The sequence below is a fragment of the Pelomonas dachongensis genome (genome assembly GCF_043555865.1).
Classification (GTDB): domain Bacteria; phylum Pseudomonadota; class Gammaproteobacteria; order Burkholderiales; family Burkholderiaceae_C; genus Pelomonas; species Pelomonas dachongensis.
Genome location: NZ_JBIGHY010000001.1, coordinates 737,144 through 754,903, shown reverse-complemented (window position 1 = coordinate 754,903; position 17,760 = coordinate 737,144). Strand labels below are relative to the sequence as shown.

The following is a 17,760-nucleotide window of genomic DNA, read 5'->3' as shown; positions in this document are numbered from 1 at the left end:
GTCCTACAGCGCCGGGCCGGCCGGCTTCCTAGAGTGCTTCGCACCCCTCGCCATCATCAGGATTCCGCATGCCCAAGCCCTTTCGCCCTTCCCCGTCATCCCCTCCGGTGCAAGTCGGCACGGGCGGTGAGCTGCACCACACCGCCGGCGGTACGCACCCGCCGATGACGACCAACCAGGGCATTCCGGTCACCAACAACCAGACCTCGCTTAAGGCCGGCGCGCGCGGGCCGACGCTGCTGGAAGATTTCATCCTGCGCGAGAAGATCACGCACTTCGACCACGAGCGCATACCCGAGCGCATCGTGCATGCGCGCGGCTCGGCGGCGCACGGCGTGTTTGAGCTACACACCTCGCTGGCCAAGGTCACGACGGCCAAGGTGCTGACCGAGGTGGGCGTGAAGACACCGGTGTTCACGCGGTTCTCGACGGTGGCCGGCGGCGCGGGCTCGGTGGACACGCCGCGTGACGTGCGCGGCTTCGCGGTCAAGTTCTACACGCCCGAGGGCAACTGGGACCTGGTGGGCAACAACATCCCGGTGTTCTTCATCCAGGACGCGATGAAGTTCCCCGATCTCATCCACGCGGTGAAGATGGAGCCCGACCGCGGCTTTCCGCAGGCAGCCAGCGCGCACGACACCTTTTGGGACTTCATCTCGCTGATGCCCGAGAGCATGCACATGGTGATGTGGGCGATGAGCGACCGCACCCTCCCGCGCTCACTGCGCACCATCGAAGGCTTCGGCATCCACAGCTTCCGGCTGCTGGACGCCAAGGGCAAGAGCACCTTCTGCAAGTTCCACTGGCGCCCGGTGTTGGGCCTGCAGAGCACGCTGTGGGACGAAGCCGTGCAGCTGGCCGGCGCCGACCCCGACGCGCACCGCCGCGACCTGTGGACAGCCATCGATGACGGCCGCTTCCCCGCGTGGGACCTGGCCGTGCAGCTGTTCACCGAGGCCGATGCCGCCAAGTTCCCGTTCGATCACCTGGACCCGACCAAGCTGATCCCCGAGGAGCTGGTGCCGCTGCAGGTCATCGGCCGCATGACGCTGAACCGCAACCCGGCCAACCACTTCGCGGAGAACGAGCAGGTAGCCTATTGCCCCGCAAACCTGCCGCCCGGCGTGGACTTCTCCAACGACCCGCTGCTGCAGGGGCGGCTGTTCAGCTACCTGGACACGCAGCTGTCGCGCCTGGGCACGCCCAACTTCGACCAGCTTCCCATCAACGCGCCCAAGTGCCCCTTCCACACGCAGACGCGCGACGGCCACATGCAGACCCGCGTGCCGACCGGCCGCGTGGCCTACGAGCCCAGCAGCCTGCAGCCCGACGCGCCCTACGAGGCGCCGCGCGGCTTTCAGAGCTTCGCCGCGCTGGGTGAGCCCGACTCGAAAGGCCGCATCCGCCCCGAGAGCTTTGCCGACCACTACAGCCAGGCTCGCATGTTCTTCCGCAGCCAGAACGCGCTGGAGCAGGCGCACATGGCATCGGCGCTGGTGTTTGAGCTGAGCAAGGTGGAAACACCGGCTGTGCGCGAGCGCATGGTGGGCCACCTGCGCGTCATCGACGCGGGCCTGGCGCAGCGCGTGGCCTCCGGTCTGGGCATTGCAACCCTGCCGCCCGCCGCGAAGCCTGCGGCGCCGGTACGCGACCTGCCGCCCTCGCCCGCCCTCGGCATCATCGACAAGACGCCGCCGTCGCTGCGGGACCGCTGCGTAGCGCTGGTGTTCAGCGACGACTCCGACGCCAAACGCATCGCAGCGCTCGACAAGGCGCTGCGCAAGGCCGGCGCCAAAGTACAGAAGATCGCTCCACGCATCGGCGGCGCCACGCTGAACGACGGCACGCACCTGCCCGCCGATGCGCGCCTGCACGGCAGTCCCGCCGCGGCGTTTGATGCCGTCGCGCTGGTGCTGTCGTCTGCCGCCGCGCAGCAGCTGGCGCAGGACGACGCGGCAGCCACCTTCGTGCGGCAGGCCTATGGCCACCTGAAGGCCATCGGCCACGACGCCGGCGGCAAGCTGCTGGTGGAAGCGCTGCACCTGGTGGTGGACGACGGCGTGTGCGCGCTGGACAGCAAGGCTCAGGCGTTTGTGGAGGCCGCCGCCACGCGCCAGTGGGACCGCGAGGAGCGTGTGCACCCGCTGCCGTGAGCTGCGGTGGGTCCGCCACCCGCCCGAATCGGGGGGTGGGCCGGGGCGCGTCACGGACCTGTCAAGCGCGCTGCCGAGCATGCGCGCTTTCGGTCCCCAGCACCCCTCCGTCCATGACACCCACCCGACTCCTCCAGGCGCTCGCCGCCTCCGTCACGCTGGCTAGCACCGCCCAAGCCGGGCTGCTGGACGGCGCCAGCCAGGTCTGGAGCAACGCCCACACTGGCACGCCCAGCGGCTTCCTGTCCGAGATCGTCGCGTTCGACGGCGTCACGAAGACGCTGTGGGTGTCGGGCGTCAACGGCGTCAACGTGCTGGACGCCAAGACCGGCGCGTCGCTTAGCTTCATCGACACCAGCGGCTGGGGTTCTATCAACAGCGTCGCGATCCACAACGGCGTGGCCGCGCTCGCCATCGAATCGACGACCCGCACGCAGGCCGGCGTCGTGCAGCTTTACGACACGACCAGCCGCAGCCTGCTGGCCGGCACCAGCACCATCACGGTCGGCGCGCTGCCCGACATGCTGACCTTCACGCCCGACGGCAGCCGCCTCCTCGTCGCCAATGAAGGCACGCCGGCCACCTACGGCGCACGCATCGGCAATACCGTTCCGCGCAATTACGGCGCCAGCGCCAGCGACCCGGTCGGCAGCGTCAGCATCATCGACGTGGCCAGCCGCTCAGTCGTCAGCACCGCCACGCTGGCCGGCGTGGCGCAGAGCGGCACGCACATCCGCACCAACACGGGCATGGACTTCGAGCCCGAGTACATCACCGTCAATAAGGCCGGCACGCAGGCCTACGTGAGCCTGCAGGAGGCCAATGCCATGGGCGTGCTGAATCTGCAGAGCGGCCAGTTCACGAAGGTGGTGGGGCTGGGCGCCAAGGACTTTTCCGCGCCCGGCAACGCGATCGACGCGGTCTACAACGACGGCAAAGTCAGCTTCCAGAGCGTGGTCGCCCAGGGCCTCTACATGCCCGACGGCATGGCCAGCTTCACAGGCAAGGGCAACAAGACCTACGTCGTAATGGCCAACGAGGGCGACTTCCGCGAGGACGACGGCGACCGCTCGGCGGCCAGCAGCGTCGGCACCACGGGCCCGACCAGCACCCTGCGCATCTCCAACACCGATTCTTCAGCCGGCAACCTGTACACCGCCGGCGCGCGCTCGTTCTCCATTCGCGACGCGGACGGCAAACTTGTCTACGACAGCGGCAACATCCTGGACGTGCAGGCCAACCTGGCCGGCCTCTACAACGACAACCGCAGCCGCGACAAGGGCGTAGAGCCCGAGGGCGTTGAGGTGATGGAGATCGGCGGCAAGACCTTCGCGTTCATCGGCCTGGAGCGTACGACGACCGGCGCCATCGCCGTGTTCGAGATCGACGCCAACGACCCGAGCCAGACCAGCTTCGTGCGCCTGCTAACGATGAACGGCCAGATCGCGCCCGAGGGCCTGAAGGGCTTTACGATGGACGGCATGCACTACCTGGCCGTCTCGGCCGAGGGTGCCGATGGCGTGGGCGCCGGCACCGCACTGTTCGCGCTGGCCCCGGTTCCGGAGCCGAGCACCTACGCGATGCTGCTGGGCGGCCTGGGGCTGGTGGGCTGGATGGCACGTCGCCGCAAGGCCTGAGGTCCACGCCGCCATAGACGGCTTCTGCGCACCGATTCGTGGTGGACCGACGGCCGCACAGCAAGCATTGGGTTGCGCCGCACACGGCGGGAGGGCAATTGCTTTGTGTCCCCCGGGCCAGCCACAGCCGGCCCTCCTCCTTTGTCTGCGCAATTGCCCCCCGCATCCCGCCCTATCCACCAGCGGGGTCTTGCAGCGGACGCCCATTGGCACGACAAGCAGGAGGGCAAGCAAGCCTGATGCGCAGGTAAATGAGGAGGGCCGCGCAGCGGCCCGGGGGGACGAAGCATCAGGACTGCCCGTCTTCCTGCGTCCTACCCGACACACCCACCAGCGCGCAAGAGCCCGACAAAAAGGGCAGTTCATCGGGCGCCCCTTTTGCATTTCAAGGCGCTGCGCGCCCCAGGTTCCGGGTCCAGAAGGCCTCGTACTTGCGATGCCAGCCGGCCGGCTTCACCGCGCCGCCCATCGCGTGCTCGCCGTCCGGGTCCAGGAACAGTTCGACCAGCGATTCCTTGCCCGACTCCAGCAGCGCGCGGTAGACGTTAACGGTGTCCTGGTACAGCACGTTGGGGTCCTGCATGCCGTGCACCAGCATCAGCGGCTTCTTCAAACCACGCGCCAGCGGCAGCAGCGAGTACTTGCGCAGCACGGGCTTGCTGCGGTCGACCTTGCCGATGGTGCGGCCGCTGTACCAGCTGTTGTAGTTCTCCCATTCTGTCGGGCCGGCGCCGGCGATGCCGGCGGCGAACAGGTCGGGCTTGGTGAACATCGTGTACTGCGTCTGGAAGCCACCGAAGCTCCAGCCGTTCAGGCCCACGCGCGAGCCGTCCACGCCGAACTGCGCGGGCAGCAGCTTCACCAGGTCTTCCAGGTCCTCGGACTGCGGCTCGCCGACACGCTCCCAGTTCGCGTTGGAGAACTTGCGACCGTAGTTGCTGTGGCCGCGCGGGTCGACGGCGATGGTCACGTAGCCGTGCTTCGCGGCCATGTACTGGCTGAACAGATAAGCCGTGTTCTGGAAGCTGTCGACCTCGACGATGTGGCGGTCATTCAGCGGGCCGCCGTACACGTAGACGATGGCCGGCCGCTTGTCCGTCGCCTGCCAGCCGACGGGCTTGAAGGCATAGGCCTCGATGCGGTCGCCGTAGCGGTTGGTGTACGCGAAACGCTCGGGCTGCAGCAGGTTCAGCTGCGCCCAGGCGGGATCGGTGCTGTCGGTCAGCGTGCGCGGTGCCGTCCTGGCATCGGTGCCCAGCAGCTTCAGCTCCGGGCGCCGCGCCCAGTTGCCAGCGTTGGCGGCCACCCAGCGGCCGTCCTCGGACGAAGCCGCCGCGCGGTGGTACTCGCCCGGCGCGCCGATGGCCTGCATCGCGCCCGTGGCCACGTCCACGCGGAAGGCGTTCATCGCCGCGCTGTCGCCCTTGTTGGCCAGCACGAACATGGCCTTGCTGTCGGCTGTGAAGCCCACCACCTGGTGCGCCTCAAACTCGCCCTGCAGCAGCGGGCGCAGAGCCTTGGTGGCCACGTCGATGGCATAGGGCTGGCGCCAGCCGGCCTCGTCCAGCGCCAGCACCAGCGTCCTGCCGTCCGGCGTGAACTGCGGCTTCAGCACGTTGACCACCTCGTGGCCCACGTCGCCACGGCGCTCCAGCACGACCTCGGGCCTGGCTTCTTCATCTGCCTTGCTGAGATACACGCGCAGCAACTCCTTCTCGCGCTCCCAGGTCGTGAACGCGTAGCGGCTGCCGTCGCGCGCCCACGCCACGGTGCTCATCTCGAACCAGCTGTCGCCGCCGTTGTGCATCAGCACCGGCTGGGGCTGCCTGCGCGGCGCCTCGCCCGCGGCCGGGACCTGGCGGATATACAGCGCCAGCGGCTGCTGCGTGCGCTTGTCGTCTGACACCTCTCGGTTGACCTTCTTGGCCGTGGCCCAGCGCTCGCTGTAGTTCATGATCTCCACCTGCTTGGGTGGCGGCGCGGGCTTGTCGTCGGCTGTCTTCAGCGGCGCGCGGGCCAGCAGCGACATCCAGCGGCCGTCCTCGCTGATGACGGTCTCGGCGATGCGGTACTTCTTCTGCTCGTCGTCCGGAATCACCAGCTCACGGTTGATCACCTGCGCGCCGGCCTGCCGGAAGCTGCCGCGCAGCACGCGCGTGTCGTCCATGTAGACAAAGCCGGCGTCGTCGGGCGTATAGGACACGATGCGCAGGTCACGTTGCGCCGCCAGCAGCGCGGTGGGCGCCTTGTCGCCAGCCTTCCAGCGGTACAGGCCGCCGCGGTACTGGAAAATCAGCTCGTCGGCGTGGCGCGCCCACACGAACTGAGCTACTCCGGGGTACAGGTCGCTAGGCTTGAGCTTGTCGCGGGCGAGCTTTTTCTTCAGCTCGTCGCGCAGCTCCCATAGCTCCTTCTCCTTGTCGTCTTTCTTGTCGTCCTTCTTCGCTTCGGCCGCAGAAGCAGATGATGCGGCCGGCACGGGCTTGCCGGCGCGCTTGGCCGCCAGCGCGGCCATGGCCTGCTTCTCCGCCTCGGCCTCAGCCTTGTCGGCCGCCTTCTGCGCGTCCTCCTTGGCCTTCTTCTCGGCCAGCTCCTTCTTCAGCACCTCGATCTGCGCGGCCTCCCACTGCGACAGGTCGACCTGGTCGCCGCGCAGGTAGGCCTGCTGCGCAATCTCCCTGGCCTGTCGATCGGCCCATTCGTCGTTGCGCTGTTTCAGCTTCCTGTCGAAGCGCTCCATGTCCTCGGGCGACTCGAACGCAGCCATGGCCTGCGACGAAGTGACGCGCACGGTCTTGCCGGTTCGGGTGTCATGCACCCACAAGTCGGTGCCGGGTTCGCCGAACGGGCTCCACAGGTAAGCCAGATAGCGGCCGCTGCGGCTGAAGTCGGCGTCTTTCGCGTTGTCGCCCCGGTAGGGCTGGGCGCGGAAGATCTGTTCGAGGGACGCGGCGGCGACGGGCGCGGTCTGCGCCTGCAGGGGCGGGGCGGCCCACAGCGCGAGGGCCAGGGCAAGGCTACCGACGGCAGCGAAAGTGACGGGCTTCAAGGGGTCTCCTGAACACGCCCCCACGGGTCAGGGGCGCCGCATTCTAGGAATGCGGCTGGCTCGCCCCATTCGTCACGGCCGGGGCGGCCGCCTCGCCCCGCGTCTTCCATAGCGACACCAGCACGCCGCCGGCGATGAGCCCGAAGGTGACGCTCAGCGACACCACTGCCGGCACCTTGCCAACGAAGCCCACCAGGAAGATCTTGCTGCCGATGAACACCAGCACTAGGGCGAGCGCGTACTTCAGGTACTTGAAGCGGTGGATCATCGCGGCCAGCGCGAAGTACAGCGCGCGCAAGCCCAGGATGGCGAAGATGTTGCTGGTGTAGACGATGAAGGGGTCGGTCGTGATCGCGAAGATGGCCGGCACGGAGTCGACCGCGAAGATCAGGTCCACGAACTCCACCAGCAGCAGCGCGAGGAACAGTGGCGTCGCAAAGCGCTCCACACGGCCGGTCGTGGGATCGCTCTCCTTCACCCAGAAGGAGCTGCCGCGCAGGCCGTCCGTCACGCGCATGTGCTTCTTCAACCACTTCAGCAGCGGGTTGTTGGCGATGTCCGGCTCGTGGTCGACCATGAACCACATCTTGATGCCGGTGATCACCAGGAAGACGCCGAACAGGTAGAGGATCCAGCTGAACTGGCTGACCAGCGTCGCCCCCAGGCCGATCATCATCGCGCGCAGCACGATAACGCCCAGGATGCCCCAGAACAGCACGCGGTGCTGGTACTGGCGCGGGATGGCGAAGAAGCCGAAGACCAGCGCGATGACGAAGACGTTGTCCATGGACAGCGACTTCTCGATGAGGAAACCGGTGTAATAGTCCATGCCGCTTTGCGCGCCGAGGTACCACCACACCCAGGCGCCGAAGGCGAGCGCCACGCCGATGTAGCCGCCCGACAGCAGGAGGCTTTCACGCACCCCGATCTCGTGCTGGTCGCGGTGCAGCACGCCCAGGTCCAAGGCCAGCAGCGTCACCACGACGCCGAAGAAGGCAAACCACAGCCAGGCGGGCTTACCCAGGAAGTCGCCGTGCAGGAAGTTCAGCAGCAGTTCCATGAGAGGCTTTCTTCAGAGCATGAAGGCGACGCCGGCGCCGAGGGCCGAGACACCGCTGCCGACCCCGAGCAGCGCCACATCGCGCCGGTCGTTGCCGATGCGCCAGGCTTGCCAAGCGGCCAGCAGCAGCACCACGGCGAACAGCAGACCCAGTTGGGTGGCAACGTCCATGTCGGGCTCCTTGGCATGCGGCGAAATCAGGACGGGCGCAGCGTCGCGCGCGGCGCCGGGCGCTGGCTGCGCCGCCACCAGCGCAGCGCCAGATGCGAGGCAACGCCGGCCAGCACCAGCAGTGCGGCGCCGAGCGCCCAGACAACCCACGCCACCACGGTCAACCCGCCGGCCAGCGCCGGGACGTAGTCGAGCACTGCTGCCAGCACCGGCTGCGCGGCCTCCAGCATTTGCGTGATCGACTCGGACACCGGCTGCGGCAGCCAGTTGGTCCAGGCTTCGGGCAGGGCGATTTCCTTAACGGGCAGGTGACCGGCGCCGCCCAGCAGCGCCGCCACCACGACATGGCACAGCCACACCGTGACGGACCACAACCCCGCCAGGACGGCAACAACAGACCACAGCAACCAGGACATCACGCACCTCCGAACGAAAACGGAGCGAAGTGTGGCCAAGCCGTCAATTCGAAGAAACCACCGTTCTTCGATTCTGGACTTCTGAAAAACCGAAGTTAACCAGCGCGCGCCAGCACGGACGCCAGCGCAACGCCGGTGTGGCTGCCCGATGCCACCACCTGCTCCGGCGTGCCTTCGATGACGATGCGCCCGCCCGCGTCGCCGCCCTCCGGACCCAGGTCCAGCACCCAGTCGGCCTCGGCGATGACGTCGAGGTCGTGCTCGATGACCACCACCGAATGCCCGCCCGCCACCAGCCGGTGCAGCACGCGGATCAGCTTCTCCACGTCGGCCATGTGCAGGCCCACCGTCGGCTCGTCCAGCACGTACAGCGTGTGCGGCGCCTTCTGCCCGCGGCGGGTCACGTCGTCACGCACCTTGACCAGCTCACTCACCAGCTTGATGCGCTGTGCTTCGCCGCCCGACAGCGTCGGCGACGGCTGGCCCAGCGTCAGGTAGCCCAGGCCCACGTCCTTCAGCAACTGCAGCGGATGCGCGATGGACGGCATGGACGCGAAGAACTCCACCGCCTCATCCACCTCCATCGCTAGCACGTCGCCGATGCTTTTGCCGCGCCACGAAACGCCCAGCGTCTCCGGGTTGAAGCGCTGCCCGTGACACTGATCGCACGGCACCTTCACGTCGGGCAGGAAGCTCATCTCGATGGTCTTCATGCCCTGCCCTTCGCAGCCGGGGCAGCGGCCCGCGCCGGTGTTGAAGCTGAAGCGCGCCGGCGTGTAGCCGCGGGCCTTCGACTCCAGCGTCTCGGCGAACAGCTTGCGGATGGCGTCCCAGAAGCCGATGTAGGTCGCCGGGCAGGACCGCGGCGTCTTGCCGATGGGAGTCTGGTCGACCTCCAGCACACGGTCCACCTGCTCGTGACCGGTGATGCCGTCGCAGCCGGTCCAGCGCGCCGGCGCCTTGCGCAGCGGCACGGCGACCGCCATGTTGGCCAGCAGCACGTCGCGCGCCAGCGTGGACTTGCCGGAGCCGGACACGCCGGTCACGGCAACGAGCCGGTGCAGCGGCACGTCCACCGTCACACCTTGCAGGTTGTGCAGCGATGCGTTCAGCACGGTCAGCTTGGGCGCATCTGGGCCGATCGCACGACGTTCCTGCAACGGATGGATCAGCGGTTTGGCGAGCATGCGGCCCGTCGTCGACTCCGCCACCGCCGCCAGTTCAGCCGCCGTGCCTTGAGCCACCACGCGACCACCGCGTTTGCCCGCGCCGGGGCCGATATCGATGATGTGGTCGGCGCGGCGGATGGTGTCCTCGTCGTGCTCCACCACCACCAACGTGTTGCCCTTGTCGCCCAGCGTAGACAGCGCCTTCAACAGGATCTGGTTGTCGCGCGGGTGCAGGCCGATGGTGGGCTCGTCCAGCACGTAGCAGACGCCCTGCAGATTGCTTCCGAGCTGCGCGGCCAGGCGGATGCGCTGCGCCTCGCCACCCGACAGCGTCGGCGCGGCGCGGTCGAGCGTCAGGTAGCCCAGGCCCACTTCTTCCAGAAACTGCAACCGGCCCAGGATCTCGCTGACCACGTCGCGGGCGATGTCGGCGTCACGCCCGTGCAACGCCAGACTCTGCACCCATTCGCGCGCCTGGCCCACGCTCCACGCGGCCACGTCGCCAATGGCCTCGCCTTCGAACTCCACCGAGCGCGCCGTCGGGTTCAGCCGCGTGCTGTGGCAGTCGGCACACGGCGCGTCGGTGAGGCCCTCGACCTCGGCCTCCTCTGACGGGAAGCTCTGTTCACGGCCCCGGTTGTCGTCGGCGGGCGCACTGTCGTCCAGTGCCTTGCGCTGCTCGCGCGTCAGGCTCAGGCCCGTGCCGACGCAGCTGGTGCACCAGCCGTGCTTGGAGTTGTACGAGAACAGCCGCGGGTCCAGCTCGGGGTAGCTGGTGCCGCAGACCGGGCAGGCGCGCTTGGTCGAGAACACCTTGACCGCGCCCACGCCGGCACCGGTGCCGCCGTCCTCCAGGTTCAGGCCGTCCAGCGGCGCCAGCACGTGCAGCACGCCCTTGCCGATGTCCAGCGCCTTGGCCAGCAGCTCGCGCAGCCGTGCCTCCTCGTCGACAGACACGACCAGGTCGCCGACCGGCAGCTCCAGCGTGTGCTCCTTGAAGCGGTCGATGCGCGGCCACGGCGATGTGGGCAGGAACTCGCCGTCCACTCGCAGGTGCGTGTGGCCGCGGCCCTTGGCCCACTTGGCGAGGTCGGTGTACACGCCCTTGCGTGCCACCACCAGCGGCGCCAGCAAGCCGATGTGCTGGCCCTTGTAGTCGCGCATCAGCTGCGCGGCAATGCTCTCGACGCTCTGCGGCTTGACCGGTGCGCCGTCGTGCACGCAATGCTGCACGCCCAGCTTCACGTAAAGCAGGCGCAGGAAGTGCCAGACCTCCGTGGTCGTCGCCACCGTGCTCTTGCGGCCACCGCGCGACAGGCGCTGTTCGATGGCGACGGTCGGCGGGATGCCCCACACTGCGTCGACCTCGGGGCGCCCGGCCGGCTGCACGATGGACCGCGCGTAGGCATTCAGCGATTCGAGGTAGCGGCGCTGGCCTTCGTTGAACAGGATGTCGAACGCGAGCGTGCTCTTGCCCGATCCGGACACGCCGGTCACCACATTGAACTTGCCGCGAGGGATGTCGACGCTGACGCCCTTCAGGTTGTGCTCGCGCGCGTTGACGATGCGGATCGCCTCATCGGCCTGGCGGCGCGCCTTGATCAGTTGCTGCAGCGGGCGACCTTCCTCGACGACGGTGGCGGGCCGGTCCATGTGCAGCGCGTAGTCGCGCAGCGCGGCGGCGGTGTGCGAGGTGAGGTGCTCGGTCACGGCCTCCGGCGTGCCGACGCAGACGATCTCACCGCCGGCCTCGCCGCCCTCGGGGCCAAGGTCGATGAGCCAGTCAGCCGCGCGGATCACGTCGAGGTTGTGCTCGATGACGATCAGCGAATGGCCGGCCGACAGCAGCTTGCGCAGCGCGCGCATCAGCTTGGCGATGTCGTCGAAATGCAGGCCCGTGGTCGGCTCGTCGAACAGGAACAGCGTGCCCTTCTTGGCGACGCCGAAGCGCGGCGACGAGGCCGCCTCGGCCAGGAAGCCGGCCAGCTTCAACCGCTGCGCCTCGCCGCCCGACAGCGTCGGCACCGGCTGGCCCAGGCGCACGTACTCCAGGCCCACGTCCATGATGGGCTGCAGCTTGGCAACGACCGCGCGGTGGGGGCTGAACAGGTCCACCGCCTCGGCGACCGTCAGCTCCAGCACATCGGACACGCTGAGGTCGCGATCCTTCAGGCTGAGCTTCACATCCAGCATCTCGGCCCGGAAGCGCTTGCCGTCGCAGTCCGGGCAGCGCAGGTAGACGTCGCTCAAGAACTGCATCTCGACATGCTCGAAGCCCGAGCCGCCGCAGGTCGGGCAGCGGCCGTCGCCGGCGTTGAAGCTGAACATGCCGGCCGTGTAGCTGCGCTCGCGCGCCACCGGCGCTTCGGCGAAAAGCTTGCGGATTTCGTCGAACGCGCCGACGTAGCTGGCCGGGTTGGAACGCGCCGTCTTGCCGATGGGCGACTGGTCGACGAACACCGCGTCGGCCAGGAAGTCGCCGCCCAGCAGTTGCTCGTGCGCGCCGGGCGTCTCGGTCGCCTTGCCGAACTGGCGGGCCAGCGCCGGGTAGAGCACGTCCTGCATCAGCGTGGACTTGCCGGAGCCGGACACGCCGGTCACCACGACCAGGCGCTGCAGCGGGAACTCCACGCTGACGTGCTTCAGGTTGTGCTCGCGCACGCCTTCCAGCATGAGCTTGGGCGTAGCGCCATCGACCACGCGCTTCAGCCCCATGCCCACGTGCTTGCGCGCGCCGAGATACGCGCCGGTCAGCGTATCGGCCGCACGGATCTGCTCGGGCGTGCCGTCGAACACGATCTGCCCGCCACGCTCACCGGGGCCGGGGCCCATGTCGATGAGCCGGTCCGCCGCCAGCATGACGGCCGGGTCGTGCTCCACCACCACCAGCGTGTTGCCCGCGTCGCGCAGGCGCAGCATGGCCTGGTTGATACGGCCCATGTCGCGCGGGTGCAGGCCGATGCTGGGCTCATCCAGCACGAACAGCGTGTTGACCAGGCTCGTGCCCAGCGCCGTCGTCAGGTTGATGCGCTGCACCTCGCCGCCGGACAGCGTGCGGCTCTGGCGGTCCAGCGTCAGATAGCCCAGGCCCACGTCGCACAGATAGCGGCTGCGGTGGCGGATCTCGTCCAGCAGCAGCTTCAGCGCCTCGTCCAGCATCGTGCTGGGCAGCTGCAGGCCATCGACGAAATCGCGCAGCCGCTGGATGGGCAGCTGCATCAGGTCGTGAAGGCTCAAGCCCGGCAGCGCCTCCAGCTGCGCACGCGTCCAGTCGACGCCGACCGGCAGGAAGCGTTGTTCCGCCGGCAGCGCGGCATCGGCCAGCGCCTTGCTGCCCACGCGCCACAACAGCGCCTCGGTCTTCAGCCGCGCACCTCGGCAGCTGGGGCACTCGGTGTAGCTGCGGTACTTCGACAAGAGCACGCGGATGTGCATCTTGTAGGCCTTGCTCTCCAGGTAGTCGAAGAAGCGCTTGACCCCGTACCACTGCTTGTTCCAGTTGCCGTTCCAATTCGGCGTGCCCTCGATGACCCACTCGCGGTGGGCCGGGCTGAGGTCCTTCCACGGCGTGTCGCGCGGGATGCCAGCCTCGCCGGCGTACTTCAGCAAGTCGTCGTGGCTGTCCTTCCAGGCCGGCGTGGCCATCGTCTTGATGGCGCCGTTGCGCAGCGTCTTGCGGTCGTCCGGGATGACCAGGCCCAGATCCACGCCTATGACGCGCCCAAAGCCGCGGCACGCCTCGCAGGCGCCGAAAGCCGAGTTGAACGAGAACAACGCCGGCTGCGGGTCGACATAGCGGATGTCGCTCTCGGGACAGTGAAGCCCCGTCGAGAACTGCCAGCGTGTGGCGCCATCGTCACCGACGTGAACATTCACCTTGCCACCGCCGCGCTTCAAACCCAGCTCGATGGCCTCCATGGCGCGCTGCCTGTCGGCGCCCTGAATGCGGAAGCGGTCGGCCACCACGTCCAGCACCGTTTTTCCCTCCGCCTCTCGCTGCGAGTGGATGCGCGTGAAGCCGCTGGCCGACAGCCATTGCTCCGCCTGCGCTTGTGTGGTTCCACCAGGCAGCTCCACGGGGAAGCTCAGCACCAGCCGCGGGTCATCTGACGCGGTGCGCGCCATAAGCTCCGCGTAGATGCTCTGCGCCGTGTCGTGCCGCACTGGCTGGGCCGTCTTTCGATCGAACAGCTCCGCGGCGCGCGCATAGAGCAGCTTCAGGTGGTCGTTCAGCTCCGTCATCGTGCCCACCGTGGAACGGCTGGTGCGCACTGGGTTGGTCTGGTCGATGGCGATGGCTGGCGGCACGCCGTCCACCTTGTCCACGGCCGGGCGGTCCATGCGGTCCAGGAACTGGCGCGCATAGGCCGAGAAGGTCTCAACGTAGCGGCGCTGGCCTTCGGCGTACAGCGTATCGAACACCAGGCTGGATTTGCCCGAGCCGCTGGGGCCGGTGACCACCGTCAGCTCGGCGGTGCGCAGGTCCAGATCGAGGTTCTTGAGGTTGTGCTGGCGGGCACCTCGGATGCGGATCAGACCTTCGGACTCGGACGACATGGCAGGCAGCAAAACGACAAAGGCAGGCAGTGTAGGGAGGCCGTGCACCAGAAACTGTCAGCACGGCGCGCCGAATGCAAGCAGGAATCGCGCCCTGAAAATTTCCGAACGCGCGGGAAACGGCGACCGGCGGTTGCGCTGCGACGTCGGCTGCGGCAACAATGGCCGCCACTCCTTACCGGGAGCCATAAGAACAAATTACCGAGGAATGGGATGGACAAGACCCAGCTGTTGTTTGAAGTGCCCACGCATCCGATCTGGCTCGGTGCCGCTTGCAGCGGTGCGGGCGAGGAGGCGCCGCAACCGGACACCGACGAATTGATCGTCGCGCCGGGTCAACCGCAGGTGCTGCTGGTCGAGGACAACCACATCAACCAGGTCGTCGCCATGGAGTTCCTGAGCCTGATGGGCGTGCAGGCCCGGCTGGCGAAGAACGGGGTCGAGGCGCTGGCCGCCTGCGCCGAGGCCGCACCGGACCTGGTGCTGATGGACATCCAGATGCCCGGCATGGACGGCTTGGAATGCGCCCGCCGCATCCGCGCCCAGCAGCGCAACGGCCTGCTCCCGGGCTTCCCCATTCTCGCGCTGACGGCCCACGCGCTAGACGCGGACGTGGCCGCCAGCATGGAGGCCGGCATGGACGAGCACCTGACCAAGCCGCTGGACTTCGTCGCGCTGCGCACGCGTCTGCAGCGCTGGCTCAAGCTGCCGGAACATTGAGGCCCCTCGCCCAGCATGCCGCGCTGAACGTGGGCGTGCTGGTCGGTCCCCCGAGGGGACGGCGAGGCTCGCGGGGCGTGCCCCGCTCGCACATCGCCAGACGGGCCGGCTTGGGAGTGGCCCGGCGCTCGGCCCGCGGACATGCACTACGGCCGCCAAGAGATCACCGGAGGCGCTGACTGCCAGAATCCCGGGCCCATGAACCTCTACACCGCGCTTCGTGCCGGCTTTCCGGCCGACCTGGATTCGACTGCCATCACCGCTGACGAGGCGCGCTATTCGTGGCGCGACCTGGAGCGCGGCAGCGCGATGCTGGCCAACTGGCTAGGCCAGCTGGAACTGCCTGCCGGCAGCCGCGTCGCAGTGCACGCGGACAAGAGCGTCGAGGGGCTGGTCCTGTACCTTGCCGTGCTGCGAGCCGGCCTGGTCTACCTGCCGCTGAACCCGGCCTACCAGGCGGGTGAGCTGGCGCATTTCATCACCGATGCGGAGCCCGGCGTGGTGATCTGCGCGGGCCGGCACTTCGGCTGGGTCAGCAAGCTGGCGTTTCAACGCGGCGTGCGCTGGGTGTTCACGCTGAACGACGACCGCAGCGGCACGCTGCTGGACCGCGCGGCGCAGATGAGGGACCGGCAGGAGCCGGTGTCGCGCCAGCCGGGCGACCTGGCCGCCATCCTGTACACCAGCGGCACGACCGGCCGCTCCAAGGGCGCCATGTTGAGCCACGGCAACCTGCTGGCCGGCGCCCGCACGCTGCGCGCCTATTGGGACTGGCGGCCGGACGACGTGCTGCTGCACGCGCTGCCCATCTTTCACATCCACGGGCTGTTCGTGGCCATCAACGGCGCGCTGCTGAACGGCAACGCCATGCTGTGGTTCAACCGCTTCGAAGCCGCTGCCGTCGCACGCGCGCTGCCCGAGGCCACGCTGTTCATGGGCGTGCCGACGATGTACGTGCGGCTGCTGCAGGAGACGACGCTGGACGCCCGCCGCATGCGGCTGTTCGTCAGCGGCTCGGCACCGCTGCTGGCTTCCACGTGGCGCGAATGGCAGGCACGCACAGGCCACGCCATCCTGGAGCGCTACGGCATGAGCGAGACGTTGATGCTGACCTCCAACCCCTGCCGACCCGATGACGGCGAGCGCATCCCGGGCACGGTAGGCCCCGCCCTGCCCGGCGTCGGCCTGCGCATCGTGCGCGACGACGGCCAGCGCTGCGCGGTGGACGAGATCGGACAGGTGCAGGTGCGCGGGCCCAGCGTATTCGGCGGCTACTGGCGCATGCCGGAGAAGACGGCGGAGGAGTTCACCGCCGACGGCTGGTTCCGTACCGGCGACGTGGGCCGGCTGGCCGCCAATGGCTGGCTGACGCTGATCGGGCGCAGCAAGGACCTCGTCATCAGCGGCGGGTTCAACGTCTACCCGGCCGAGGTGGAAGGCGTCATCGACACGCTGCCCGGCGTGGGCGAGTCGGCCGTCATCGGCGTGCCGCACCCGGACTTCGGCGAAGCCGTCGTCGCCGTGATCACGGCCCCGGGCGGTGCCGCCCCTGAATCGCTGATTGCAGCACTGAAGACCCGCATCGCCGCCTTCAAGGTGCCCAAGCGCGTCATCGTTGTGCCGACGCTGCCGCGCAATGCGATGGGCAAGGTGCAGAAACAGCTGCTGCGCGAGCAGCACGCCCGGCTTTTCCAGCCATAGCGCGCGGCGCCGGTCAGGCGGTCACGCGGTCACGCCACCCTTGACCTCGCGCAACGCCAGCTGCAGCACGCGTGCATCGCTGCTGGCGCGGTGGCGGGTCAGCTGCTGACGCTCGCGCACGGCCTCGGTCACGGCGCGCCAGCGCTTCGCCTCGTCCTCGCTGAGCAGGCGACGCAGGTCGTCGAGCCGGAAGCTTGGCTGGCGGCCCACGGCGTCGTAGAGCCGCGCGAGCCAGGGGTAGTCCTGCGCCCAGCCGTCGCAGTAGACGGTCTGGCCGCGCAGCCGCGTGTTGAGCTGCTCGGCCATCCAGCTGGCCGCATGGCCGTGGCGCTGCAGCAGCTCGCGGCTGATGCCGTGCAGCCCCTCGGCTGTGGAGTCCCAGTGCAGCCAGTCCGGCTCGGGGCAGATCAGCCCGCAGAACAACGCGCCATCGGCGCCGGCCAGGCCCACCTCGATGGGATAGCTGCCACGGCCGAATCCAGAGGCTTCAATGTCAAGAATGGCGGGCAGGTCCATCCATAGGAGTGTGTCAGGCCTGATACGACTTTTTACACAGGGTTGTCGATGACCTGGTCGTGCTGGAACAGCTGCTGTGCCGCGCGCCCCACCTGGCGCGTGTCCCAGTACGCGTAGGCGCCCACACCCGCCGCGCCAACCACCGGCACCCAGCGCGACAGCACCCGAGTGGCGGCCTGCTTGCCCATGTGCACGCCCACTGCCGCCGCGACGCGCTGCAACAGCAGCTGCGCCGCCGGCCTCACGATGATGCGCTCGCCCATCCGAACGCCCAGGTCGCGCAGCGCCTGCGCGGCCGTGTGGCGGAACAGGCACCACATCATTTGCGCCGGGCCCAGTTGGGCGCTGCGACCGTACAGCGCAGCGATGTCAGCGACCAGCTGGCGCTGGATGTGCCAGACAGTCAGCATCTCGGGCGCGATGGTGGCCCACCCCAGCGGCCCCGGCGGCAGCGCCAGCGCGCCGGCGGCCACCGCGGCGCGCGTGGCCGCGCGGTCGATGACGCTGGCCGCCGCCTCCGCGGGCCGCGCGCTGGGCTTGAATTCCGCCTGCGGCGGCTGCGCCACCAGCGCCAGCACACGTTCACCCAGATTCATTCCACTTGCCATGCC

The 17,760-nt window shown here is 68.5% G+C and carries 11 protein-coding genes; 4 read left to right on the top strand and 7 right to left on the bottom strand.

Features of this window, described 5'->3' with window-relative positions; all coding sequences use genetic code 11:
- Positions 1–68 precede the first annotated feature (68 nt).
- The gene (locus ACG02S_RS03630) at positions 69–2,153 is read left to right on the top strand and encodes a catalase (RefSeq protein WP_394469081.1); all 2,085 of its coding nucleotides are present in this window, start codon (positions 69–71) and stop codon (positions 2,151–2,153) included.
- A gap of 113 nt (positions 2,154–2,266) precedes the next feature.
- A complete protein-coding gene (locus ACG02S_RS03625; RefSeq protein WP_394469080.1) occupies positions 2,267–3,790 on the top strand; it encodes a choice-of-anchor I family protein in 1,524 nt (507 codons plus the stop codon).
- 385 nt (positions 3,791–4,175) lie between these two features.
- Here ACG02S_RS03625 and ACG02S_RS03620 read toward each other — a convergent pair whose 3' ends face one another.
- From ACG02S_RS03620 to uvrA, 5 genes are all read right to left on the bottom strand, one after another.
- On the bottom strand, positions 4,176–6,839 hold the full coding sequence (locus ACG02S_RS03620; protein WP_394469079.1) for a S9 family peptidase: 2,664 nt from the start codon (positions 6,837–6,839) through the stop codon (positions 4,176–4,178).
- 43 nt (positions 6,840–6,882) lie between these two features.
- Complete coding sequence (locus tag ACG02S_RS03615) at positions 6,883–7,899, bottom strand: TerC family protein (protein ID WP_394469078.1); 1,017 nt, start codon at positions 7,897–7,899, stop codon at positions 6,883–6,885.
- 12 nt (positions 7,900–7,911) lie between these two features.
- Positions 7,912–8,070, bottom strand: coding sequence for a hypothetical protein (locus ACG02S_RS03610; RefSeq protein ID WP_394469077.1), 159 nt, complete (start codon positions 8,068–8,070; stop codon positions 7,912–7,914).
- A 26-nt stretch (positions 8,071–8,096) separates the two neighbouring features.
- Positions 8,097–8,486, bottom strand: coding sequence for a hypothetical protein (locus ACG02S_RS03605; protein WP_394469076.1), 390 nt, complete (start codon positions 8,484–8,486; stop codon positions 8,097–8,099).
- A 95-nt stretch (positions 8,487–8,581) separates the two neighbouring features.
- A complete protein-coding gene (gene uvrA / locus ACG02S_RS03600; RefSeq protein ID WP_394469075.1) occupies positions 8,582–14,212 on the bottom strand; it encodes an excinuclease ABC subunit UvrA in 5,631 nt (1,876 codons plus the stop codon).
- A 213-nt stretch (positions 14,213–14,425) separates the two neighbouring features.
- Here uvrA and ACG02S_RS03595 point away from each other — a divergent pair, with 213 nt between their 5' ends.
- Both ACG02S_RS03595 and ACG02S_RS03590 read left to right on the top strand, forming a co-directional pair.
- Positions 14,426–14,932, top strand: a complete 507-nt coding sequence (locus ACG02S_RS03595; protein ID WP_394469074.1) for a response regulator — start codon at positions 14,426–14,428, stop codon at positions 14,930–14,932.
- A gap of 198 nt (positions 14,933–15,130) precedes the next feature.
- Positions 15,131–16,633: a malonate--CoA ligase gene (locus ACG02S_RS03590; RefSeq protein WP_394469073.1), complete on the top strand. Its 1,503-nt coding sequence runs from the start codon at positions 15,131–15,133 to the stop codon at positions 16,631–16,633.
- Between the two features lie 21 nt (positions 16,634–16,654).
- On the opposite strand, the gene ACG02S_RS03585 is transcribed toward ACG02S_RS03590, so the two are convergent.
- Together ACG02S_RS03585 and ACG02S_RS03580 are read right to left on the bottom strand one after the other, a co-directional pair.
- Positions 16,655–17,149: a hypothetical protein gene (locus ACG02S_RS03585; protein WP_394469072.1), complete on the bottom strand. Its 495-nt coding sequence runs from the start codon at positions 17,147–17,149 to the stop codon at positions 16,655–16,657.
- A 32-nt stretch (positions 17,150–17,181) separates the two neighbouring features.
- Complete coding sequence (locus ACG02S_RS03580; RefSeq protein WP_394469071.1) at positions 17,182–17,745, bottom strand: hypothetical protein; 564 nt, start codon at positions 17,743–17,745, stop codon at positions 17,182–17,184.
- Positions 17,746–17,760: the final 15 nt, after the last annotated feature.